22 protein-coding genes are annotated in these 22,887 nt (G+C 73.2%); 8 read left to right on the top strand and 14 right to left on the bottom strand.

Annotation, left to right across the window (positions count from 1 at the left end):
• Nucleotides 1-24: 24 nt before the first annotated feature.
• The 3 genes from rox to OC439_RS06405 are packed head-to-tail and all read right to left on the bottom strand — an operon-like array spanning nucleotide 25 to nucleotide 2,608.
• Complete coding sequence (gene rox, locus OC439_RS06415) at nucleotides 25-1,458, bottom strand: rifampin monooxygenase (protein WP_262012639.1); 1,434 nt, start codon at nucleotides 1,456-1,458, stop codon at nucleotides 25-27.
• Nucleotides 1,459-1,478: 20 nt separating this feature from the next.
• The gene (locus OC439_RS06410) at nucleotides 1,479-1,664 is read right to left on the bottom strand and encodes a hypothetical protein (protein ID WP_262012638.1); all 186 of its coding nucleotides are present in this window, start codon (nucleotides 1,662-1,664) and stop codon (nucleotides 1,479-1,481) included.
• A 5-nt stretch (nucleotides 1,665-1,669) separates the two neighbouring features.
• On the bottom strand, nucleotides 1,670-2,608 hold the full coding sequence (locus OC439_RS06405) for a helix-turn-helix domain-containing protein (protein WP_262012637.1): 939 nt from the start codon (nucleotides 2,606-2,608) through the stop codon (nucleotides 1,670-1,672).
• A gap of 94 nt (nucleotides 2,609-2,702) precedes the next feature.
• Here OC439_RS06405 and OC439_RS06400 point away from each other — a divergent pair, with 94 nt between their 5' ends.
• The 3 genes from OC439_RS06400 to OC439_RS06390 all read left to right on the top strand — a co-directional run bounded on the left by OC439_RS06400 (nucleotide 2,703) and on the right by OC439_RS06390 (nucleotide 6,933).
• Nucleotides 2,703-3,713, top strand: coding sequence for a saccharopine dehydrogenase family protein (locus tag OC439_RS06400; RefSeq protein ID WP_262012636.1), 1,011 nt, complete (start codon nucleotides 2,703-2,705; stop codon nucleotides 3,711-3,713).
• A gap of 125 nt (nucleotides 3,714-3,838) precedes the next feature.
• On the top strand, nucleotides 3,839-5,959 hold the full coding sequence (locus OC439_RS06395) for a cellulase family glycosylhydrolase (RefSeq protein ID WP_262012635.1): 2,121 nt from the start codon (nucleotides 3,839-3,841) through the stop codon (nucleotides 5,957-5,959).
• Between the two features lie 110 nt (nucleotides 5,960-6,069).
• Entirely contained in the window at nucleotides 6,070-6,933 is an 864-nt protein-coding gene (locus tag OC439_RS06390; RefSeq protein WP_262012634.1) for an alpha/beta fold hydrolase, read from the top strand.
• A 6-nt stretch (nucleotides 6,934-6,939) separates the two neighbouring features.
• Here the strand turns inward: OC439_RS06390 and OC439_RS06385 are convergent, their stop codons facing one another.
• The 5 genes from OC439_RS06385 to OC439_RS06365 form a co-directional block, all read right to left on the bottom strand.
• Nucleotides 6,940-7,404 (bottom strand): hypothetical protein, encoded by a 465-nt coding sequence (locus tag OC439_RS06385; protein ID WP_262012633.1) that lies wholly within the window; start codon nucleotides 7,402-7,404, stop codon nucleotides 6,940-6,942.
• 63 nt (nucleotides 7,405-7,467) lie between these two features.
• Entirely contained in the window at nucleotides 7,468-7,659 is a 192-nt protein-coding gene (locus OC439_RS06380; RefSeq protein ID WP_262012632.1) for a general stress protein CsbD, read from the bottom strand.
• Between the two features lie 99 nt (nucleotides 7,660-7,758).
• Nucleotides 7,759-8,475, bottom strand: coding sequence for a VOC family protein (locus OC439_RS06375; RefSeq protein WP_262012631.1), 717 nt, complete (start codon nucleotides 8,473-8,475; stop codon nucleotides 7,759-7,761).
• A gap of 127 nt (nucleotides 8,476-8,602) precedes the next feature.
• Entirely contained in the window at nucleotides 8,603-9,751 is a 1,149-nt protein-coding gene (locus OC439_RS06370) for a hypothetical protein (RefSeq protein ID WP_262012630.1), read from the bottom strand.
• A 76-nt stretch (nucleotides 9,752-9,827) separates the two neighbouring features.
• On the bottom strand, nucleotides 9,828-10,484 hold the full coding sequence (locus OC439_RS06365) for a 4'-phosphopantetheinyl transferase (RefSeq protein WP_262012629.1): 657 nt from the start codon (nucleotides 10,482-10,484) through the stop codon (nucleotides 9,828-9,830).
• Nucleotides 10,485-10,610: 126 nt separating this feature from the next.
• Between OC439_RS06365 and OC439_RS06360 the strand changes: the two genes are divergently transcribed.
• Nucleotides 10,611-10,886 (top strand): hypothetical protein, encoded by a 276-nt coding sequence (locus OC439_RS06360; RefSeq protein ID WP_262012628.1) that lies wholly within the window; start codon nucleotides 10,611-10,613, stop codon nucleotides 10,884-10,886.
• Between the two features lie 99 nt (nucleotides 10,887-10,985).
• Here the strand turns inward: OC439_RS06360 and OC439_RS06355 are convergent, their stop codons facing one another.
• From OC439_RS06355 to OC439_RS06345, 3 genes are all read right to left on the bottom strand, one after another.
• Entirely contained in the window at nucleotides 10,986-11,759 is a 774-nt protein-coding gene (locus OC439_RS06355; RefSeq protein WP_262012761.1) for a peptidase, read from the bottom strand.
• Nucleotides 11,760-11,761: 2 nt separating this feature from the next.
• Nucleotides 11,762-13,057, bottom strand: coding sequence for a VWA domain-containing protein (locus OC439_RS06350; RefSeq protein WP_262012627.1), 1,296 nt, complete (start codon nucleotides 13,055-13,057; stop codon nucleotides 11,762-11,764).
• Nucleotides 13,058-13,381: 324 nt separating this feature from the next.
• Nucleotides 13,382-15,052 carry a dolichyl-phosphate-mannose--protein mannosyltransferase gene (locus tag OC439_RS06345; protein ID WP_262012626.1) on the bottom strand — a complete coding sequence of 557 codons (1,671 nt, stop codon included), beginning with the start codon at nucleotides 15,050-15,052 and terminating at the stop codon, nucleotides 13,382-13,384.
• Between the two features lie 92 nt (nucleotides 15,053-15,144).
• Between OC439_RS06345 and rsmI the strand changes: the two genes are divergently transcribed.
• A complete protein-coding gene (gene rsmI, locus OC439_RS06340; RefSeq protein ID WP_396880388.1) occupies nucleotides 15,145-15,984 on the top strand; it encodes a 16S rRNA (cytidine(1402)-2'-O)-methyltransferase in 840 nt (279 codons plus the stop codon).
• A 12-nt stretch (nucleotides 15,985-15,996) separates the two neighbouring features.
• Here rsmI and OC439_RS06335 read toward each other — a convergent pair whose 3' ends face one another.
• Entirely contained in the window at nucleotides 15,997-16,827 is an 831-nt protein-coding gene (locus OC439_RS06335) for a hypothetical protein (protein WP_262012624.1), read from the bottom strand.
• 127 nt (nucleotides 16,828-16,954) lie between these two features.
• Between OC439_RS06335 and metG the strand changes: the two genes are divergently transcribed.
• The gene (metG, locus tag OC439_RS06330; RefSeq protein ID WP_262012623.1) at nucleotides 16,955-18,757 is read left to right on the top strand and encodes a methionine--tRNA ligase; all 1,803 of its coding nucleotides are present in this window, start codon (nucleotides 16,955-16,957) and stop codon (nucleotides 18,755-18,757) included.
• Nucleotides 18,758-18,815: 58 nt separating this feature from the next.
• Here the strand turns inward: metG and OC439_RS06325 are convergent, their stop codons facing one another.
• Nucleotides 18,816-19,667 carry an alpha/beta fold hydrolase gene (locus OC439_RS06325; RefSeq protein ID WP_262012622.1) on the bottom strand — a complete coding sequence of 284 codons (852 nt, stop codon included), beginning with the start codon at nucleotides 19,665-19,667 and terminating at the stop codon, nucleotides 18,816-18,818.
• 61 nt (nucleotides 19,668-19,728) lie between these two features.
• A complete protein-coding gene (locus OC439_RS06320; protein WP_262012621.1) occupies nucleotides 19,729-20,973 on the bottom strand; it encodes a hypothetical protein in 1,245 nt (414 codons plus the stop codon).
• Nucleotides 20,974-21,054: 81 nt separating this feature from the next.
• Between OC439_RS06320 and OC439_RS06315 the strand changes: the two genes are divergently transcribed.
• Nucleotides 21,055-21,957 (top strand): TatD family hydrolase, encoded by a 903-nt coding sequence (locus OC439_RS06315; protein WP_262012760.1) that lies wholly within the window; start codon nucleotides 21,055-21,057, stop codon nucleotides 21,955-21,957.
• A 13-nt stretch (nucleotides 21,958-21,970) separates the two neighbouring features.
• Nucleotides 21,971-22,840, top strand: a complete 870-nt coding sequence (gene rsmA / locus OC439_RS06310; RefSeq protein ID WP_262012620.1) for a 16S rRNA (adenine(1518)-N(6)/adenine(1519)-N(6))-dimethyltransferase RsmA — start codon at nucleotides 21,971-21,973, stop codon at nucleotides 22,838-22,840.
• Nucleotides 22,841-22,887 lie beyond the last annotated feature (47 nt).

The raw sequence follows: 22,887 nt of genomic DNA, 5'->3' as shown, positions 1-22,887 counted from the left end.
CATTGTCGAGTCGGCGCACGGTCGCTACCCGCGAACCGTCCCGCCGCCGAACCACCGGGCCAGAGCGTCGTCCAGCGTCCGCTGGTCGTCACCGGTCCAGACCACGTGCCCGTCCGGCCGCAGCAGCACCGCCGGCACGTCCAGCTCGTCGCCGGTGCCGGCGACGTGCCCGACCCGGTCGGCCCAGCCGTCGACCGACAGCTTCCCGGTCCCGTCGAGCAACAACCCACCGCCGGTACGCATCAGCTCGTACAGGCGTCCCTCCCGCAGCGGTACGTCGCGCAGCCGCCGCCCGAGCAGGGCGTGCCCCTCGCCGACGTCGTACCGGACGCTGATCGCGGTGACCTTCTCGATCAGGAAGCGGTTGACCTCGTCGAAGTCCATGAGCTGCGTCAGCACCTGCCGTACCGCCTGCGGTCCGGGCTCGTTCGTGGTCAGCAGCATCTGCGCGCGGGTGTTCGTCAGCACGTCGGCCGCGACCGGGCGCCGCTCGGTCTCGTAGGTGTCGAGCAGGCCGTCCGGCGCCCAGCCGTTCACCGTCGCCGCCAGCTTCCAGCCCAGGTTGAACGCGTCCTGGATGCCCAGGTTGAGCCCCTGCCCGCCGAGCGGCGGGGGGACGTGCGCGGCGTCGCCGGCCAGGAAGACCCGCCCGACCCGGTAGTGCTCGGCCAGGCGGGTCGCGTCGCCGAACCGGGACAGCCAGCGGGGGGAGTGCACGCCGAAGTCGGTGCCCGCGTACGCGGTCAGTTGCCGTTTGAAGTCGTCGAGTGTCGGCGGCACCGACGTGACGTCGGCCGCCGGTACGACCACCCGGAACACGTTGGGCCTGCCGGACGGCCCGAGCCCGAACCGCTTCTCGGTGCGGCGTACCTCGGTCATGATCCGGGTGATCTCGTCCGGCGGCGCTGTCACCTCCATCTCGCCGAGCAGCGTGTCGACTCTCGACGGCTCGCCGGGGAATCCGACGCCGAGCAGCTTGCGGACGGTGCTGCGCCCGCCGTCGCAGCCGACGACGAACCGCGCCCGCAGCGGCGGCACGCTCGCGTCGTCGAGGTGGACCGTCACGCCGTCGTCGTCCTGCTCCAGCCCGGTCACCGCAGTGCCGCGCCGGATCTCGGCGCCGACCTCGGCGGCGTGGTCGGCGAGCAGCCGGTCGGTGAGCGTCTGCGGGATGCCGAGGACGTACGGGTGGGCGGTGTCCAGATCGGCGGGCGCGGGCTTGTCGATGCCGGCGAAGAATCCCCGGATCGGGTGCGTGCCGCCGTGTTCCCGGAACCGCTCCAGCAGCCCGCGCTGGTCCATCACCTCGATGCTGCGGACGTGCAGCCCGAGCGAGCGCACGTACGGCGGCGGCTCGGCGTCGCGCTCCAGCACGAGCACGCCGACGCCCTGAAGGCGCAGCTCGCTCGCCAGCATCATGCCGGTCGGCCCACCGCCGACCACGATCACGTCGAACACATCTTCCCCCGTGCCGAGAGTCAGGCGACCGTCCCCTTCGGTGGCACGAAGCCGCCGGAGAGGGAGCGGATGCGTGCCACGAGCGCGGCGACGATCGGCTGGTGGTCGAATCGACCATAGCCGCCGTGCCGGAAAGCGCGGGCCTCGAAGAACAGGCAGGCGCGCAACCCGGTGGTCGGGTGGCCGACGCTACAACCGCCGGGCAACCCGGTCAGCCGCGGCGGAACGTGCGGCGGTAGGTGTCCGGCGGTACGCCGACGGTGCGCTGAAAGTGGCGGCGCAGTGTCGTCGCCGTACCCATGCCTGATGCCTCGGCGACGGCGTCGATGCCGTCGTCGGTGTTCTCCAGCAGTTCCTGCGCCCGGCGGATGCGCTGCGTGGCCAGCCACTGCGACGGCGTGGCGCCGGTCGCGGCGGTGAAGTGCCGGACCAGGTTGCGGGTGCTCATGGTCGCCTGGCGGGCCAGGTCGGCGACTGTGAGCGGGCGGTCCAGCCGCGCCATCGCCCAGGGGAGCAGTGCGGCGAGCGGGTGGTCCTCGCGGGCCGGGACCGGGGTGGTGACGTACTGGGCCTGGCCGCCCGCGCGGTGCGGCGGCACCACCAGGCGGCGGGCGACGGCGTTGGCGACGGTCGAGCCGTGGTCGCGGCGGATCAGGTGCAGGCACAGGTCGATCGCGGCGGCCTTGCCGGCGGAGGCGAGTACGTCGCCGTTGTCCACGTAGAGCACGTCCGGGTCGACCTGCACGCGCGGGTAGCGGGCGGCGAGCGCGCCGGTGTGCGCCCAGTGGGTGGTGGCGCGCAGCCCGTCGAGGATGCCGGCGGCGGCGAGCACGAACGCGCCGGTGCAGAACGAGACCATCCGTGCGCCCGCCTCGTGCGCGGCGCGGACCGCGTCGACCAGGTCGGACGGCGGCTCGGCGTCGGTGTCCTCGATCGCCGGGACGATCACCGTGTGGGCGCGGGCGAGGTGGTCCAGCCCGTGGTCGGGCGTGACCGCGAACCGGCCGACGCCGACCGGGCCGGGACCGCAGACCACCAGGTCGTACCAGGGGTCGGCCAGGCCGGTCGGGTCGCGCACGAAGATCTCGCAGGCCGCCGCCAGCTCGAAGTGCAGCATCCCGTCGGTGGCGGCGAGCGCGAGCAGGGTCATGTCCGAAACTGTACGGGCATTGGCGTTTGAGCCACTGTCCCGGCTCTCGGTTCCCGGCGAGGATCAATCCAGTCGATCTTCGAGGGGGAACGTCATGCAGGTGGCGGTGTTCGGGGCGTACGGGCACACCGGACGGTTCGTGGTGGCGGAGCTGCGGGAGCGGGGATACGAGCCGCTGCCGGTGGGACGCGACCTCGGGAAGCTTGCGGCCGCGTTCCCGGGGATGGCGCAGCGGGTGGCGTCGGTCGACGACCCGGGCTCGCTGGACCGGGCGCTGGCCGGGGTGGCGGCTGTGGTCAACTGCGCCGGGCCGTTCGCCTCGACCGCCGGGCCGTTGATCGAGGCCGCGTTGCGGGCCGGGATCCCCTACGTCGACGTGGCGGCCGAGATCGAGGCGAACCGGGACACGTTCGCCCACTACGCCGAGCGCGCCGAGGCCGCGGGAGTCGCTGTGGTGCCCGCCATGGCGTTCTTCGGCGGGCTGGGCGACCTGCTGGTCACCGCCGCGATGGGGGACTGGACGGCGGCCGGCGAGGCGCACGTCGCGTACGGGCTGAGCAGCTGGCACCCGACGGCCGGGACGGTCGCCTCCGGCGTCGTCTCGCGCGAGCGCCGCGACGGCCGGCGGGTCCGCTTCACCGACGGGCGCCTGGTGTACGCCGACGGCGACCTGCCCCGGCGGGACTGGGAGTTCCCGGCGCCGCTCGGCGTCCGGCCCGTGCTGGGCGAGTTCACCATGGCCGACGTGGTGACGGTGCCGAGCCACCTGGACATTCCGGAGGTGTGCACGTACATGACCGTAAACGCGGCGGGGGACCTGGCCGCCGGGGACGCTCCGGCCGCTGTGGACGAGCGCGGCCGGTCGGCACAGACGTTCACCGTCGACGTGGTGGTGCGGTCGGGTGACGTCCGTCGGCGGGTGGTGGCCCACGGGCAGGACATCTACGCGGTCAGCGCGCCGCTGGCGGTCGAGGCGGTTCACCGGATCCTGACCAGGCGGACGCGGGCGGCCGGTGTCGCCTCGGCCGGGCGGATCTTCGACGCGCCGGACTTCCTGCGCGCGCTGTCGGCGCACCTCACCGTCGAGACGCTGCCGGCCGCCTGACGCGCTTCCCCGCATCCACGTCTGCCGATTGACAATGTTTAGATTACAAACTTACTCTCGCGCTGGGCGGGTGCGCGCCCCGCCTTCCCCGTCCACGCGCCCCACCCCACCACGAAGGAACCACCATGTTCCGCTCTCCCCGTACCGCCCGATTGCGGGTCGGCCTGGTCGCCGCGACCGCCGCCACGCTCGTGACCGGCACCGCCGTGATGGCGACGAACGCCCAGGCGGCGGCCGGCTGCCGCGTCACCTACACCACCGCCAGCCAGTGGCCCGGCGGGTTCACCGCGAACGTCGACGTGACGAACCTCGGTGATCCGATAAACGGCTGGAACCTGCGCTGGACGTTCCCGTCCGGCCAGCGGGTCACCCAGGCGTGGAGCGCCAGCGTCACGTCCTCCGGCGCCGACGTCACCGCCACGAACGTCGGCTACAACGGCGCCATCGCCACGAACGGCAGCGTCTCGTTCGGCTTCAACGGCTCCTGGACCGGCACCAACACCGCGCCGACAGCGTTCTCGCTCAACGGCGTGGCCTGCACCGGCGGCGTCGGCGGGACCACCCCGCCGCCGACCACCACGCCACCGCCGACGACTCCGCCCCCGACCACCCCGCCGCCCACCACGCCACCGCCCACGACCCCGCCGCCGGCCGGCAACGCCATGGCCGCTGTCGCCGCCATGCAGCCCGGCTGGAACCTCGGCAACTCCTTCGACGCGGTCGGCGCGGACGAGACCGCGTGGGGCAACCCGCGGGTCACCGAGGCGCTGCTCGACAACATCCGGGCGCAGGGCTTCAACAGCATCCGCATCCCGGTGACCTGGAGCAACCACCACGGCGCCGCGCCGAACTACACGATCGACGCGGCCTGGCTGAACCGGGTACGCGAGGTGGTCGGCTGGGCGCTCGCCGACGGCTTCTACGTGGTGCTCAACATCCACCACGACTCGTGGCAGTGGATCAACACGATGCCCACCGACCGCACAGGCGTGCTGAACCGTTACAACGCGCTCTGGACCCAGATCGCCGCCGCGTTCAAGGACTCCTCGCCGAAGCTGACCTTCGAGAGCGTCAACGAGCCGCAGTTCACCGGCAGCTCCGGCGACGCGCAGAACGCCACGCTGCTCAACGAGCTGAACACCTCGTTCCACCGCATCGTCCGCCAGTCCGGCGGCGGCAACGCCACCCGGCTGCTGGTCCTGCCGACCCTGCACACCTCCGCCGAGCAGGCCCGGGTGGACGAGCTGGTCAGCACGTTCAACACGCTCAACGACCCGAACCTGATCGCCACCGTGCACTTCTACGGGTACTGGCCGTTCAGCGTGAACGTCGCCGGGGGCACCCGGTTCGACGCGACGGTCCAGCAGGACCTGACCGACCAGTTCGACCGCGTCTACAACGCATTCGTCACCCGCAACATCCCGGTGATCATCGGTGAGTACGGGCTGCTCGGCTTCGACCGGCACACCGGCACCATCGAGCAGGGCGAGAAGCTGAAGTTCTTCGAGTTCCTCGGCCACTACGCGCGCAGCCGCAAGCTGACCACCCAGCTCTGGGACAACGGCCAGCACTTCGACCGGACGTCCTTCGTGTGGAAGGACCCCGAGCTGTTCGCGCAGATCAAGTCGAGCTGGACCACCCGCTCCGGCACCGCGTCCAGCGACCAGGTGTACGTGCCGCGGACCGGCTCGATCACCGCCAAGAGCCTGACGCTCAACCTGAACGGCACCACGTTCCAGGGGCTGCGCCAGGGCACCACCGACCTGGTGAACGGCACCGACTACACGGTCTCCGGCAGCACCCTGACGCTCACCGCGTCGGCGCTGACCCGGCTGGTCGGCTCCCGCGCGTACGGGGTGAACGCCAACCTGACGGCCCGCTTCTCCGCGGGCGTGCCGTGGCGGATCAGCATCATCACGTACGACCCGCCGGTGCTCTCCAACGCGACCGGCACCACCGCCGCGTTCACGCTCCCGGCGCAGTTCCGCGGCGACCAGCTCGCCACGATGGAGGCGAAGTACGCCGACGGCAGCAACGCCGGACCGCACAACTGGACCTCGTACAAGGAGTTCGACGTGACGTTCGCGCCGAACTACACCGGCAACACGATCGCGCTGAAGCCGGAGTTCTTCGCCGAGGTGAACGACGGGCAGCGGGTGACGCTGACGTTCCACTTCTGGAGCGGCACGAAGCTGACCTACTACGTGACGAAGTCCGGCAGCACCGTCACCGGCACGGTGAGCTGACCGCGACGGCACGGCTCGCGGCGGTGGGCGTCGACGCCGCCGCGAGCCGCGCCCGGCACGGGTTTGCGCCGGACCGATGATTTCCGGGGCCGGCGCCGGTCGACACAGGCATGAAGACGCTCACTCTCCAGACACCAGAGGTCGACCTGGTCTACGACGTCCACGCCCCCGAGGCGGCCGAGGCCGGGCACCGCCCTCTGTTCATGATCGGCCAGCCCATGTGCGCCGACGGCTTCACCACGCTCGCGTCGTACTTCCCGGACCGCACCGTCATCACGTACGACCCGCGCGGGCTCGGCCGCAGCGTCCGCAAGGACGGCCGGAACGACTCGCTGCCCGAGGTGCAGGCCCGGGACGTACGCGACATCGTCGACGCCCTCGGCGTGGGCCCGGTCGACATGTTCGCCAGCAGCGGCGGCGCGGTGACCGCGCTCGCCCTGGTGGCCGCGTACCCGGACGTGGTGACCACGCTGGTGGCGCACGAGCCGCCGCTGACCACGCTGCTCCCCGACGCCGAAGCGGCCGGCCGGGCCATGGCCGCCTGCCAGGAGGCGTACCGGAAGAACGGCTGGGGCGCCGGCATGGCGGCGTTCATCGGCCTGACCTCGTGGCGGGGCGAGTTCACAGACGACTACTTCGCGCAGCCCGCGCCGGACCCGGCCGCGTTCGGGCTGCCGGCCGAGGACGACGGCAGCCGGGACGACCCGCTGCTCTCCGACCGGTCCGCGGCGGTCACCGTCTTCCGGCCGGACGCCGACGCGCTGCGCGCCGCGCCCACCCGCGTGGTGATCGCGGTGGGCGAGGAGTCGGCGGAGACGCTCACCGCGCGGACGTCGGTGGCCACCGCCGAGCTGCTCGGCGGACAACCCGCGGTCTTCCCGAGCCACCACGGCGGGTTCCTCGGCGAGGGGATGGGCCAGGCCGGGCAGCCGGAGGCGTTCGCGCGCCGGCTGCGGGAGATCCTCGACGCCTGACCGGGCTCAGGCCCGGCGCACCTCGGTGAGCATCGCGGGATAGGGCCCGGCCGGTGTGCCGGGCCCGGCCTGGTCGGCGGGGACCACGTTCTCCATCCGCAGCCGCAGGACGGCCGGGTCGGCGGTGTCGAGGACGATCCGCCACTCCCAGCCGCCGCCGTACCCGGCGGTCAGCTCGACCGCCGCCGCTCCGCCCGCCGCGCCGGTGAGCGTCATCGGTGTCGGCTGCTGGTGCCACGAGTCGCCCCACCAGGCGACGAGCGAGCCCGGCCGGTCACCGGAGGCGATCACCAGCAGGCCGTCCTGCGGGCCGTCGTCGGGGTGGCTCCACGAGTACGACACGGTGGTCAGGTGCCCGCCGGCCGCGGTGGCGACGGTGAGCGCGGCCGGCGACTCGGCGAGCAGGTCGGCGGGCATCAGCCGGAAGCCGTTGGTGCCCGTCCAGGCTCCGGTGACGTCGGTGAGAAGCATCGCCCCAGGATAGGAACCACCCCCGACACTGCTTCTCCACGCAGGATCTCCGGTGACACCGGGTCAGGTGGAGAAGTCGTCGTCGGCGTCGCGGGCGTCCGCCTGGATGTGCTCGCCGGGGCGCTTGCCCCGGATCTCGTCCTGTTCGCGTACCCGGTCCGCTTCGGCGTGTTCGTCCTGGTTCAGGTCACCGAGCCGCGCCCGGGCCGGGCCGGCCAGGTCCTCCAGGTCGTTCTTCGCGCGCTCGACGCTCATGCCGCCTCCCCGGATCGTCGCGTGGCGGCGCTCGCCGCCTGCCGCGTCGCGTCCCCGCTGACCGCTACGGCAAACCGTCGCCGCCAGTCCGTCGTGCGGTCACGCGGGCGGCAGGGCGGTGAGCAGGTCCTCGGCGTGCCGCATCGTGTCGGCCAGCGCGTCGCGTGAACCGTCGTCCAGCGGGATCGAGCGCGCCTGCCGCACCAACTCCCGCGCGGACTCCGGCTCGTCGAGTTGCAGCGCCAGCTCCGCCCGGTAGACCAGTGCCTCCACGTGGACGGCCGGGTCGTCGGCGGCCCCCGGGCGGGCGAGCGCGCCGTCGAGGATCCGCGCGGCCTGCGTCGGATTGCCGCGCGAGTCGGCCTGCACCACCGCGTTGCGCAGCGTACGGGCCAGCCCACCCCTGTCGTCGGTCTCCGGCGGGGTGGCCCGGCCGACGAACCGGATCCAGTTGCCGCCGGGGTCGACGATGCTGAACCCGAAATGACCCTCCTGGTTGTGGCGGGGCCGGGGCCGGGTCATCCGGGGTACGCCGGAGACGAGCACCTTGCCGTATGCGGACCGCATGCCGTCGGCGAAGGCGCGGTGGATGTCGACCAGGTCGTCCACCACGACCAGGCAGGAGCCGTACGAGTCGGCGGGATCGAACTGCGGCATCCCGAAGAAGTGCAGGTGCAGATCCTCCCGCCGCAGCGTCACGTACGGGTTGGGGCGCTCCTGCCGGTACGTGACCTCGAAGCCGAGGGCCTGGTAGAAGGGCGCCACGTCGTCCAGGGACCGGCACGGCAGCAGCGGGATCGTCGTCTCGTTAGCCATGCTCCGAGCCTGGCGACCGGGGGCCGGCACGCGCACATGGAAATGGCCGATCGGCTGCCGGCGTCACCCGAACGGACACGGGGGCCGGTCCGCTGTGGACCGGCCCCCGTGCGGGGTCGCGCGTGGGTCAGGGCTTCCAGGACCCGGCGGGACGGAAGAGGTGCCGGTACTCGACGACGCCGTTCTGGTCCGTCACGTCGAAGATGAGCTGGCCGCTGCGCTTGGAACCCACGGGCAGGTTGGTGCCCGAGGTCATCAGCTTGCCGCAACCGGAGAAGGCGCCGCCGATGCCGCTCTCCTCGGTGCCGTCCGCGGCGACCCAGGTGAAGTAGAACGGGTTGATCGAGCCGGTGCCCTTGGTGATCTCGGCGGTCACGTCGGCGATCAGGAACATGCCGTTCTTCGGTCCGGGCATGACCTCGTTGCAGGCGGCGTTCCGGGTCCGGAAGTTGCCGACGGTGATCTCGATGGTGCCGCGGTCGTCGTTGACGACCAGCCTGTCGCCGGCCGGCATGTTGAACGTCTTGTCGTCGGTGTTGCCCGGCTGCGGCGTGCCGGTGGGAACGCCCGTCGGGGCGTCAGCCGTCGGCTGGCCGTAGGTGACGCCCGGGGTGGGCAGCGAGTCGATCGCATCCTGGGTCTTCTTCGCGCCGCTGTAGATGGCGAAGATGCCGCCACCGCAGCACAGCAGCAGCAGGATCACGGCGACGATGCCGATCGTGATCCAGACGTTCTTGTTCGACTTCTTCGCCGGCGGCCCGAACGGCGCTCCCGGCGGCGGGTACGCCCCACCACCCGGCGGCGGGTAACCGCCCGGCGGCGGATAGGCCCCCGGCTGCTGGTACGCCCCACCCGGCGGCTGGTACTCGGAGCCCGGCGGCTGGTAGGCGGCACCCGGCTGCTGGTACTCGGAGCCCGGCGGCGGGTACGCGCCGCTCGGTTGGTACGCGCCGCCCGGCGGCTGGTACTCGCTGCCCGGCGGCGGGTACGGCGCGCCCGAGGTGGGCGGCGGGGGCGGGAACGCCTCGGTGGGAGCGGGCGCGGGCGGGTACTGCTCGCCCGGACCCGGCTGCGGCGGATACGGCACCCCGGAGGCCGACGACTGCGGCGCGCCGGACACGGGCGGCTGCGGCGCACCCGAGGTCGGAGCGGGCGGCGGCGCGTACGGGCTGTCCGGCACCGGCGGCATCGGTGCGGTGGGGAACGCCTGGGTCGGCGGTTCCGGCGGCTGCTGGTTCGGGTCCGGTGAACCGGACGGAGGCTGAGGGTGGCTCACCGTACTCCTTGGGGCGCCTTCGGGATTTTCCGTCGCAACGACGGTACAAGCCGGGCACAAGCCGGCCGGTAGTGCCTCATCGACGTGGCAGGACGGCCGCGGTGCGGACCAGGTCGTCGTCCACGGCGAACCGTCCGGTGACCGCCGACGGCGGATCGGGCACCGGGGCGGCGGCGAGCCGGGCCGGTGCGATCTCGGCGTGGAACGTGCCCGCGTCCGGGTCCAGCGTGACGCGCGCGTCGGCGAAGCCCAGCCACGTACCGACCAGCGGGTGCCAGACCTTGTAGACGGTCTCCTTCGCGCTGAACAACACCGTCGGCCAGGGCGTGCCGGCCGGCAGCCGGGCCAGGTCCGCCTCCTCGTCGGGACGGCACACCTTTCGGCGTACCCCCGGGGAGAGCGGCCGGTAGCGTTCCGCGTCGATGCCGACGGCGCGCACGTCGGCGGCCCGGGCGGCGGCTGCGGCGCAGTAGTCCCGGGTGTGGGTGATCGCGCCGACCACGCCGGGCGGCCAGATCGGGGCCCGGTCGGCGCCGGCGGGTACCGGCGTGGGGGGCAGGCCGAGCGCGGCGAGCGCCCGGCGGGCGCAGACGCGCCCGGCGGTGAAGTCGCGGCGGCGGCCGGGGACCGCGCGTTCGCCGAGGGCGCTCAGTTCGGCCGGGAGCAGCTCACCGGTCCAATCGGCCGGGCCGGCCAGCGCGACGGCGACAGTGGCCGGGAGCAGATCACGCACGAGTGGTGGATGACGGGGACACGCGGTGAACGTACCGTAACGCTTGGGCGTGCTGCGGCGCTGAAGGAACGTTGCGGGGGAGCAACCGGTCCATCACCACCAATCCTGACTCGGAAGGAGCGGCCGATGACGCCTGGCGCGGAGGTTCCGGGGAGTACCGGCGGCGAACACGTGCCGGTGACCCCGGACTGGACCTGCGACTCGTGCGGTGACGAGTGGCCCTGTGCCACGAAACGTCACCATCTGCTGAGCGAGTACCAGGTGGACCGGGCGTCGTTGAGCGTCTATCTCGGGTCGTGCCTCGCCGCGGCGACGCAGGATCTGCGCTCCGTGCCGGTCACCGCGCTCCAGGACCGGTTCATCGGCTGGGTGCCGCGCGGTCCGCGTATCGCCGAGGCGTGAGCGCGTCCGGTGGCCGCCGCGTCGGGTTCGCGGCGGCCACCGGCTGCGGTCTCAGGGACGGCGGTTCTCAGGGACGGCGGTTCTCAAGGGCGGCGGTTCTCAAGGGCGGCGGGGCCGCCGGGTGAGCCCGAAGCCGACCACGCCGGCCACGGCGGCGAGCACGCCGCCCACAGTGGTCCACACCCAGCGCGAGCCGGCCTCGGGGAGCCAGCCGGTCAGGTCGATCTCCTCGTCGGCCACCGGTTCGGGCGTCGGCTCGGCGGCGAGCACGGTGCCGGCCCGGGTGTTCGGCACCAGCGGCGCGGCCAGTTCGCCGTCGTCGCCGGACGCGCCGCCCTCGTCGGTCGCGCCGACGAGCATCTCCACCTCGATCGGCAGACCGAGGTCGGGCTCGGGCAGGTCGGTGACGGAGAGCCGGATGTAGTAGGTGCCGGGCAGCGGGTCGCCCGACCAGGGTTCGGCCCACGGCCGTACCCGGCGCAGCGTGCAGCCGAGCGCGACGCTCGTCGCCGACGCGCCGGCGGTCGGGGTCTGCGCGCCCGCGGTGCACGCCTGCCGGCGGCGCAGCCCGTCGAAGACGTCGACGGTCCAGGTGGACGCGCCGCTGCGTGACTTCGGGAACGTGACGGTGGCGGTGATCTCGTGCACCTGCCCGGCGTCGGCGCGGAACGACCAGTACAGGTGGTCGCCTGTGGACGCGCCCACCTGCACCGGCTGACCGGCGGTGACGGTGGTGGCGGTGAGGAACGAGGTGCCGGCCTTGGTCACCGTGGTCGCGCCCGGTGACGGGCTGGGCGCGGCCAGGGCCGCCGCCGGGGTGAGGGCGAGACCGACGGCGGTGGTCGCCGCCGCGGCGCGGATCAGCGTACGCATGCTCAGTTCGTCCTCCACGTGTGCACCCACCAGCGGGTGAGCAGTCCGGCGACCAGCCCGGTGAGCAGTCCGGCGAGCGTGAGCAGGAGCAGCAGCACCCAGCCGCGGCCGAGGTCCGGCCCGTCCGGCGCGGGGGAGGCGGCCACCACGTCCACCGTCAGCTCGACCGGCATGCCGGGCCGGGCCTGGGTGCCGGGCTTGGCCGCGAACGAGTTGCTGACCACCAGGCAGACGGTCCGTACGGCCTGCTCCGTGCCCGGCGTCGGCTCGGCGCTCGGGCCGTCCTCCTTCTCCTCTTCGGCGGCCGACCAGCGCAGCCCGGCGGAGACCACGTCGGTACGCCCGCTGCCCGCGTCGACGCCCCGCACCAGTTCCCGCCCGTCCGGCGCGGTGGCGCGCAGGAGCACGCCGTAGTCCGGGTTGACCGGGCGATCCAGCGCCACGCTGACCGAGGCGCGCAGTTCCTGCCCGGGGCGCACCGGCACCCGGTACCAGCGGTGCTCGGAGAACGCCTCCCGGTCGCTGTAGACGCCGGGGGCGAGCAGCGGCGCGCCCTCGCAGGCCGAGCCGCCGCCGACCACCGCCGGGGCGGCGGTGTACGTGTCCCGGGCGCGGTCGACCAGCTGCTTGATCCGGCCGGTCAGCTCGTCGGCGCTCTGCGCGGCGGTGTAGGTGCCCCCTGTCGCGCCGGCGATGCACAGCAGCTGCTTGCGTACCTTCTCGTCCGGCGCCAGGCCGAGCGTGTCGACGACCAGCCGGGTGCCCTGGGCGGCCAGCTCGCGCGCCACCTCGCACGGGTCGGGCGGGGCGCAGGTGTCCTCACCGTCGGTGATCAGCACGATCCGGCGGGCGGTGCTGCCGGTGCCCAGGTCCTGCGCGGCGGAGCGCAGCGCCAGCCCGACCGGGGTGAAACCGGTCGGGCGCAGTCCGGCGACGGCGGCCTTGGCCTGGGTACGGTCCACCGGGCCGACCGGCACGATCTGCTGGGTGTCCAGGCAGCCCTGCTTCTTGTCCTTGCCCCGGTAGGTGGCGCCGAGCACCCGGATGCCGAGCTGTGTCTCGTCCGGCAGGGCGTCGACGACCTCGTTGAACGCCTGCTGCGCGACGGAGATCCGGCTGCGCCCGTCGATGTCGCGGGCCCGCATCGATCCGCTGACATCGAGGACCAGCTCGACCTTGGGTGGTTCGGCGACGGGTTCGGTGGTCTCGTCGTCGGCCCCGGCGGGGCTCGGCCCGATCATCGCGGCCGCCGCCAGCAGTCCGATGAGGACGGCCGTCGATCGTCTCTTGTTGATCACCGGGCGAAGTGTAGTGAGATCCACTTTGGAAGATCATCCGGGTCGCGGGTGCCCGCCGGAGGCCCGTTTCCGGCGTCCGCCGGGGCCGTCACCGTCGCGCTCGGCCACCCACCGTTAGCTGCACCATGTAAACCTTTCGGCCGGTGGTGCACTCGTCGGAAATCTGACCGGCCCGCACCCGTTGTGCCGTTGCCGGAGTGTGGTTAAGCTCTGTCTTGCGCGCCCCAATCGCCCGCTTCCCCCGTGGCAGGCGATCGGGGCGCGCTTTCTTTGTGCCCGGCGCCGGGCAGTGCCGGGCGCCGCGCAGGCGCCCGGCGCCCCGCCTCAGATCCAGCGGCCGTCCAGCCACATCCGCGCCGACCAGTCCGCGTACGGCAGCACCCGGCCCACGAAGATCGGGTAGAAGTAGGCGAAACAGAGCGCCACGAGCAACACGTACGCGCCCGCGATGATCCCGCCCACCAGCCGCCTGTCGTGGACCTGTTGCGGGTCCGGTGGCGCGGCCGTGTTCGACACCGGCGCGGGAGTGGCGATCGCGCCGAGCACGTAGACCACCGCGAGCACCAGGAACGGCACCGCCGGGGCGGCGTAGAAGGAGAACATCGTCCGGCCGTCGAGGGCGAACCAGAACCACGGCAGCAGGCCGGCGGCGGCGCTGAGCAGGATCGCGCCCGCCCGCCAGTCGCGCCGGGCCAGGCCGAGCCAGGCGGTCGCGGCGATCGCCGGCAGGAACGACCACCACAGCAGCGGCGTGCCCAGCAGCAGCACCTCCGAGGCGCAACTCGGCGCGCCGCAACTGCCGTCCCCGGACCAGTGGAACGCCACCGGGCGGCCGAGCAGCAGCCACTGCCAGGGCCAGGACTGGTACTTGTGCGGATCGTCGAGCTGGGTGTGGAAGCCGTACGCGGCCTTGTGGTACTCCCACAGATTGATCAGCGCCCCGATGAACGGGGTGTCGCTCAGCTCCGGGTTGTTCGGGTAGCGCTCCGCCAGGCGGTAGTAGCCGTCCTGCCCGAGCAGCCAGCCCGACCAGGTCGCCACGTAGGTCACGACCATCAGCACGCCGGCGGCGAGCAGCCAGGGCAGCTCGTCGAGCACGGCGTCGCGCCACGGCCGGCGTACCCCGGACGAGCGGCGGACACCCACCTCCCAGAGCAGCACCAGCAACGCGAACGCCGGTACGAAGTAGAGCGCGCTCCACTTCACCGAGCAGGCGCAGCCGAGCAGCACCCCGGCCGCCAGCCGCCACCACGGCCAGTCCCGCCAGCCCGACGACGGCCGGCCGGCCCGGCCCGGCTGCGTCGGGTCGAGCCCGCCCTCCAGCGCCCGCGCCCAGCGCCGCCGCCGGGCGTCCCGGTCGAGCACCAGCGCGCCGAACGCGGCGAGCACGAACAGCAGCAGGAAGATGTCGAGGATGGCCGTGCGGGACAGCACCAGGTGGTAGCCGTCGAGCGCGAGCAGCAGGCCGGCCGCGCAGCCGAGCACCGTGGAGCGGAACATCCGCCGCCCGATGCGGACAAGCAGCAGCACCGACAGGGTGCCCGCCACGGCCGCGCCGAAGCGCCAGCCGAACTCCGGCGAGGTGGTGATCAGGTGGCCCGGCACCGAGACGCCGCTGTCCGCGTCCTGGTAGCCGAAGGCCCACTCGCCGATGCCGATCATCCACTTGCCCAGCGGCGGATGCACCACGTACGAGGGGCCGTTGTCCTTGTAGTTCCACTCGAAGCCGCGGTCGATCAGCCCGTACGCGTCCTTGGCGTAGTAGGTCTCGTCGAAGACCTTCCCGGGCGGGAAACTGAGCCCCACGAAGCGCAGGATCGCCGCGACGCCCACCACCACCGCTGTCGCCAGCCACGCCTGACCTCGGCCGATGCGATCATCGACGGTGGCGAGGCGGCGCCGCACGGCGGCGGGAAGCCCGCGCCCGGAGCCGTCGCCCCGGTCGGTGGTGGAAGGGTCCGGGTTCGCGCTCTGTGCTGTCGACGCACTCGTCACCCGGCGATCGTAGGCTGCGAAGGTGCCCGGTGGCGTCTGTCGTCTCCGAAATTGGTACGACCGTCGATGAAGGAGCGCACGTCGTGGGGGAAATGTCCGAGGTAGGGCGGCTCGTGTTGCTCGGCGCGCCGCTCGGCAACCCGGCCGACGCGTCCGCCCGGTTCCGCGAGGTGCTGGCCGCCGCCGACGTGGTCGCCGCCGAGGACACCCGGCGGCTGACCCGGCTGGCCCGCGACCTGGACGTGACCGTGCCCGGCCGGATCGTCTCGTACTTCGAGGGCAACGAGGAGCGGCGCACGCCGGAACTGGCCGAGGTGCTCGTCGCCGGCTACACGGTCGCGCTGGTCACCGACGGCGGCATGCCGAGCGTCTCCGACCCCGGCTACCGGCTGGTCCGGGCCGCGCTGGACGCCGGAGTGCCGGTCACCGCGGCGCCCGGGCCCAGCGCCGTGACCACCGCGCTGGCGCTGTCCGGGCTGCCCTGCGACAGGTTCTGCTTCGAGGGCTTCCTGCCGCGTACCCCCGGAGCCCGCCGCTCCCGGCTGCGCGCGCTCGCCGCCGAGGACCGCACGCTGGTGTTCTTCGAGGCGCCGCACCGCATCGCCGGCGCGCTCGCCGACCTGGCCGAGGCGTTCGGCGCCGACCGGCCCGCCGCGCTGTGCCGCGAGCTGACCAAGACGTACGAGGAAGTGGTCCGCCGGCCGCTCGGCGAGCTGGCCGAGTGGGCCGCCGAGGGCGACCCCCGTGGCGAGATCACGCTCGTCGTGGCCGGCGCACCGGCCACGCCCGCGGTCCGGCCGGACGACGAGACGCTGCGCGCGGCGGTGGCCGAGCGCGAGGCGGCCGGGCTGTCCCGGCGGGACGCGATCACCGAGGTCGCCACCGCGTACGGGCTGCGGCGGCGCGAGGTGTACGCGGTGGTGCACAGCTGAGGCGCCGGGCACCTACCAGGCGGCGGCCAGGAAGCCGACGGTGATCAACGCGGGCCCGGCCAGCGCCAGGCCGACCGCCCAGCGCCGCTGCCGTTCGTCAGCGAGCCGGGTCGCCCCGGTCCACCTGGCGATCCCGGCGGCGCAGCCGGCCACCAGGGCCAGCCCCAGCAGCCAGCGCAGGTGCCGCCCGACCCCGGTGTCCGCGTAGGCGGTGGACCCGTCCGGCCCGGTCATCCGCGCCCGCAGTGAACTACCCGTGTCGGTGCGCCCGGCCGGTACGCCGCTGACCCGTACCCCATGGGCCTGGAACCGGTCGCCGTCGGCGGAGAAGATGCCCCGGCAGCGCTGGGTGAGCCCGCTCCCCGCGCATTCGGTGATCATCACGGTGCCGCCGGTCGAGTGACCGGCCGCCAGCCAGAACGGCCCGGCGCTCACCCAGGCGAAGAACGCGGCGAGCAGGCTCAGCGTCAGCAGCACGGCCAGCCCGGCGGGCGGACTCGGCGGCGCGACCGGGCGGATGCGTTCCCGCCGCGCCGGGTGCCGGGCGGGACGTGGGCGCGGCTCGTCGCGCAGCGGCGTGCCGTCCCAGTGCACCTCCTCGATCGGCGCCCAGCCGCCGGACGGGGCGGACTCCCGCTGCCAGCGCGGCTGGCGTACCGGCACGCGGTTCGGCACCGCGTCCACCGGCGCTCCGGTGGTCGGCTCCACCTCCACCGGCGGGTCCGCCGGGTCCAGCCGTGGCTGCGGGGCGACGGGCCCGCCGGGCGGCGCGGGCCGCGCCGCGCGCCGGGTGGCGGCGGCCGACGGCTCGGGCGCCGCTGGTCTGCTGGTCACGATGTTCATTTCACACCGGTACGTCGGGCTTGTCGGGCAGCTCACGCCGCGTGTCGGCGACAAATCGGACGTACGGTCGGAGCGCGCACCCCATTGGTTCGCGGCGCACCCACGGCAATCACTAGGCTTGCTGCTCATGAGTCACGTTCTCGCCGCGGTCGCCTGGCCCTACGCCAACGGCCCGCGCCACATCGGCCACGTATCCGGATTCGGCGTTCCCTCCGACGTCTTCGCCCGGTACATGCGGATGGCCGGTCACGACGTGCTCATGGTCTCCGGCACCGACGAACACGGCACCCCGATCCAGGTGCAGGCCGACGCCGAGGGGGTCACCCCGCGCGAGCTGGCCGACCGCTACAACCGGGTGATCGCCGAGGACCTGCGGGCGCTGGGCCTGTCGTACGACCTGTTCACCCGCACCACCACGCGCAACCACTACGCGGTGGTGCAGGAGCTGTTCACAGGTCTCTACCGCAACGGCTACATCGTCCCGAAGGTCACCACCGGCGCGATCTCCCCGTCCACCGGCCGGACGCTGCCCGACCGCTACATCGAGGGCACCTGCCCGATCTGCGGCTACGACAGCGCGCGCGGCGACCAGTGCGACAACTGCGGCAACCAGCTCGACCCGATCGACCTGATCGACCCCAAGTCGAAGATCAACGGAGAGACGCCGGAGTTCGTCGAGACCGAGCACTTCTTCCTAGACCTGCCCGCCCTGGCCGAGGCGCTGCGGCAGTGGCTGGACACCCGCGACGGCTGGCGCCCGAACGTACTGCGGTTCTCCCGCAACCTGCTCGACGACCTCCAGCCCCGAGCCATCACCCGCGACCTGGAGTGGGGCGTGCCGATCCCGCTCGACGACTGGCGCGACCGCCCGGACAAGCGGATCTACGTCTGGTTCGACGCGGTCATCGGCTACCTGTCCGCGTCCATCGAGTGGGCCCGGCGTACCGGCGACCCGGAGGCCTGGCGCAAGTGGTGGTCGGCGGACGGGGAGGGGAAGGACGCCCGCTCCTACTACTTCATGGGCAAGGACAACATCGTCTTCCACTCGGTGATCTGGCCGGCGCTGCTCGGCGGCTACTCCGGTGAGGGCACCCGCGACGGCGAGCCGGGCGAGCTGGGCCGGCTCAACCTGCCCACCGAGGTCGTGTCCAGCGAGTACCTGACCATGGAGGGACGGAAGTTCTCCTCCTCCCGCAAGGTGGTCATCTACGTCCGGGACTTCCTGGAGCGCTACGACGCCGACGCGCTGCGCTACTTCATCGCGGTGGCCGGCCCGGAGAGCAACGACACCGACTTCACCTGGGCCGAGTTCCTGCGCCGCAACAACGACGAACTGGTCGCCGGCTGGGGCAACCTGGTCAACCGGTCGGTGTCGATGGCGGCGAAGAACTTCGGCGCCATCCCGCCGGTCGACCCGGCCGGGCTCACCGAGGCCGACCAGGCGCTGCTGGACACCGCGAAGGCCGGCTTCGGCGTGGTCGGCGACCTGATCGCCCGGCACCGGCAGAAGCAGGCCATCGGCGAGGCCATGAAGGTCGTCGCCGAGGCCAACAAGTACCTCTCCGAGCAGGCGCCGTGGAAGCTCAAGGGCGATGACGACAAGCCCCGGATGGGCACCATCCTGCACGTCGCCCTCCAGGTGGTCAGCGACGCCAACACGCTGCTCACCCCGTTCCTGCCGCACTCCGCCCAGAAGATCCACGAGCTGCTCGGCGGCACCGGCACGCACGCCCCGATGCCGGTGATCGAGGAGGTCGACGACCTCGACGGCGGGCCGTCGTACCCGGTGCTGACCGGTGACTACACGGTCGGGGCGCGCTGGGAGTCCGTACCCCTGGAAGTGGGCCGGCCGCTCGCGGCGCCGAAGCCGGTGTTCCGCAAGCTCGACCCGTCCATCGTCGAGGAGGAACTGGCCCGCCTGGCCGGCTGACCACGCACGTGTGACCGCGGCCCCGGGGAGATCCCCGGGGCCGCGGTCGTCCGCCAGGTCAGGCGGTCGCCATGCTCGGCTTGCCGATGAACTCCATGATGGCCTTGTTGACCTCGGTGGGATGGGTCCACGGCGTCCCGTGCGGCGCGCCCTTCAGCGTGACCAGCTTGGCGTCGGACAGCATGTTCACCAGCCGCTGGCCCGTCACCGGGAACGGCAGCACGTTGTCCTTGTCGCCCTGGATGATCAGCACCGGCACGTCGATGTTCGGCAGGTCGGCGCGGAAGTCGGTCTGCCAGGCGTCCACCGAGTCGTGGGTGCCCTTGGCCGACGCCTGCGCACCGATCTGCCAGTGCGCGTGGTACGCCTCGTCGCTGACCAGTTTCCCCCGGTTCTCGCTGGCGTTGAAGAACGCGTCGCAGAACTGGGTCAGGTAGGCGAACCGGTCCTGGATGATCGCCTTCTGGAACCCCTCGAACATGCTCTTGTCGACGCCCTCCGGGTCGTCGGGCGCCTTCAGCAGGTACGGCGCCAACGGGGCCATCAGGACCGCCCGGTCCACCCGGTCCGACCCGTACGCGCCCAGGTAGCGGGTCACCTCGCCGGTGCCCATCGAGTGCCCGACCAGGATGGCGTTGCGCAGGTCCAGCTCGGTCATCAGCACGTCCAGATCGGCGGCGAACGTGTCGTAGTCGTAGCCCATGGCCGGCTGGGCGGAGTTGCCGAACCCTCGCCGGTCGTACGTGATCACCCGGTATCCGGCGTTCAGCAGCGGACCGCTCATCTTCTCCCAGGTCGCCCCGTTGAACGGGAAACCGTGGATCAGCACGATCGGCTGACCGGAACCGTGATCCTCGTAGTACAGGTCGATGGGTGCGGAGTTCTCCGTACCGACGGTGACGAAAGGCATGTCGGGATTCCCCCTCGCGCGGGCTTCTCGGACCCACCACGCCTTCCCGACCTGCCCTCGTCTATTCGTGGCGGGCCGGATAGGGCAGGTCCACCACCCGGTCGTCGGTCAGCTCGGCACCCGGCGCCCAGACCTCGTACACGCCGCGTTCCAGACACTGCGCGCCGGTCGCGGCCACCCCGTCCGGATCCGGGCGGCGCAGCCGCAACCGCAGCCAGCCGCCCTCCTCCCGCAGCACCAGGCACGGCACCCCGCGCCAGGCCGCCGTGCGTACCCGGCGGGCCGGCGCGTCCACCGGGTACCGGGCCGCCCGGGTCATCGCCAGCACCCGGAACCCGCCCGGCTGGTCGGCCACCGCCTCGTACTCCGAACCCGCGTACGTGCCGACGAGCCGGGTGGAGCGCGGCGCGTCGCCGGTCGGCACGTACTCCTGGTCGGCGGCCAGACCGGGCACCGCGGCGAGCAGGTGCCGCCACTGCGGCCCGGCCAGGCGCAGCCAGCCCCGCTGCTCCGCCTGGTAGGTGTAGAGCACCACCTCCACCCCCTCGGCAGGGTAGGCCAGCAGCGTGGCGTTCGCCGGCATCGGCAGGTCGGCGAACTCCCGGGTGACGAACTCCGGTACGAGCTGCCCGTTGCTCGGCACGAACCCGGTACCCAGCACCGGCGGCCCCAGCCGGTCCCGGGGCGGCAACGCCATGAGCCCTTGGTGCGCCGGGCCCACCGGCACGTCGTAGTCGGCCGGGTCGGCGGCCCGCCAGCGCAGCGCGTACGCCACGTCGCCGCCCTCGGAATCGCCCCGCAGCACCGCCATCCCGGCCGGTGTCCGCAGGTGCGCCACATCGTGCTCCCGGTAGCAGAAGCCGTGCGGCAGCACGCCCCGCACGTAGCCGGCGAGCTGCCGGGCGGAGAGCACCTTCACCATCCGGGTACCGGGCCGGACCACCGCCGACGCCCGCACCGCGGCGAGCGTCGGATCGGCCGCCGCGCCCGGCTGCTGGCTGAGCCGGTGTACGTACGCCCAGCCGCGGTCCCGGTGCACCGGCATCAGCAGCGGCGCATCCGTGTCGTCGCCCGGCCCGGCGCCCCCGTCCACCGCGTCCACCTCGGTCGCGTGCACGAACCGGCGCCACGGATAGCCGCTGCCGGGCCGGGGACACCACTCGAACCCGGGTGCCTCGTCGGCGCTGAACAACTCGTACGCCGCGCCCCGGGCGATCTCCTCCGCCGGATGCACCCGGCCGCCGTACGTCACGCGCAACCCGGCCCGGTCGGAGGCGGGCCCGCCGGCCTGGTCGGTGACTGTCACTCCGGGACGCTAAGCCCGCCAGATGTGGGGCACGTGAACAGCCGGTGGCGGTCCGGGAACGCCGTACCGGGCCGGTGTGTGATGCTGGCCGCGATGACCGAGAAGACCGAGACCCGCAAGCAGCGCGCCGCCCGCCGGGCCGGGGAGTTCCCGCCCGCCCCCGAGCCGCTGCCCGTGCCCGTGCCGGACAGCCACACCCACCTCGACATCACCGTCGGCGAGTTCGGCACGCCTCCGGGCGGCGCCCCCGGCGACGACCCGGTGGCCGCCGCGATCGACGTCGCCGCCAGGGCCGGCGTGGACCGGCTCGTCCAGGTCGGGGTGGACGTCGACTCGTCCCGGTGGGGCGCCGACGTCGCCGACCGGTACGCCCCGGTGCTCGCCACCGTCGCGCTGCACCCGAACGAGGCGCCCCGGCTCGCCGACCTGGACGAGGCGCTGCGCGAGATCGAGACGCTCGCCGGCCGGGACCGGGTCCGCGGCGTCGGCGAGACCGGGATGGACTTCTTCCGTACCGGCGACGACGGGCGGGCCGCGCAGGAGGAGAGCTTCCGGGCGCACATCGCCATCGCCAAGCGGCACGGCAAGGCGCTGGTCATCCACGACCGGGACGCGCACGCCGACGTGCTGCGCATCGTCGACGACGAGGGCGCCCCGGACACCGTGGTCATGCACTGCTTCTCCGGCGACGCCGGCTTCGCCCGCGAGTGCGTCCGGCGCGGCTTCCTGCTCAGCTTCGCCGGCACCGTCACGTTCGGCAGCGCCGCCGCGCTGCGCGAGGCCGCCGCCGTCACCCCGCCGGAACAGATGCTCGTGGAGACCGACGCGCCCTACCTGACCCCGATGCCGTACCGGGGACGGCCGAACGCGTCGTACCTGATCCCGCTGACGGTCCGCTTCCTCGCCGAGACCACCGGCACCGACCTGGACGAACTCTGCGCCACCATCTCCGCGACCGGCGACCGCGCGTTCGGGCCGTGGTGAGAGGATGCCCGGCGTGACCGGACTCCTCGGCCCGGCGGAGATCCGGGAACTCGCCGCGCGCCTCGGCGTCACGCCGACCAAGAAGCTCGGCCAGAACTTCGTGCACGACCCCAACACCGTGCGCCGCATCGTCACCACCGCCGGGCTGACCCCCGACGACGTGGCACTGGAGGTCGGCCCGGGGCTCGGCTCGCTCACGCTCGCCCTGCTCCCGGTCGCCGCGCACGTGCACGCTGTGGAACTCGACCCGGCGCTCGCCGCCGCGCTGCCGGAGACCGCCGCCCGCTTCGCCGGGTCGGCCGCCGAGCGGCTCACCGTCCACCCGGCCGACGCGCTGCGGGTCACCGCCGCCGACCTGGCCGGCCCGGCGCCGACCGCGCTGGTGGCGAACCTGCCCTACAACGTCGCCGTGCCGGTCGTGCTGCACCTGCTCGCCGAGCTGCCCACGCTGCGCCACGGCCTGGTGATGGTGCAGAAGGAGGTAGCCGACCGGCTCGTCGCCGGTCCCGGCTCCAAGGTGTACGGCATCCCGTCGGTCAAACTCGCCTGGTACGCCCGCTCCCGCGCCGCCGGCAAGGTCCCGCCGAACGTGTTCTGGCCGGTGCCGAACGTCGACTCCGGCCTGGTCGCGTTCACCAGGCGCGAGCCACCCCGGCCGGACGTACCCCGGAAGGCCGTCTTCGCCGTCGTCGACGCCGCGTTCGCGCAGCGCCGCAAGACGCTGCGCGCCGCCCTCGCCGGCTGGGCCGGCGGCGCGGACCGGGCCGCCGCGGCGCTCACCGCCGCCGGCGTGGACCCGTCCGCGCGGGGCGAATCGCTCACCGTCGAGCAGTTCGCCGCCATCGCCGCGTCGGCCCCGGACGCCCCCGGCGGCGAGCAGTAGGCTGGCGCCGTTGCCCGACCCCTCGCCGAGGAGCTGACCGTGCCGAA

Source organism: Micromonospora sp. Mcm103 (assembly GCF_024519755.1).
Classification (GTDB): domain Bacteria; phylum Actinomycetota; class Actinomycetes; order Mycobacteriales; family Micromonosporaceae; genus Micromonospora; species Micromonospora aurantiaca.
This window is presented reverse-complemented; position numbering and strand designations above follow the sequence as displayed.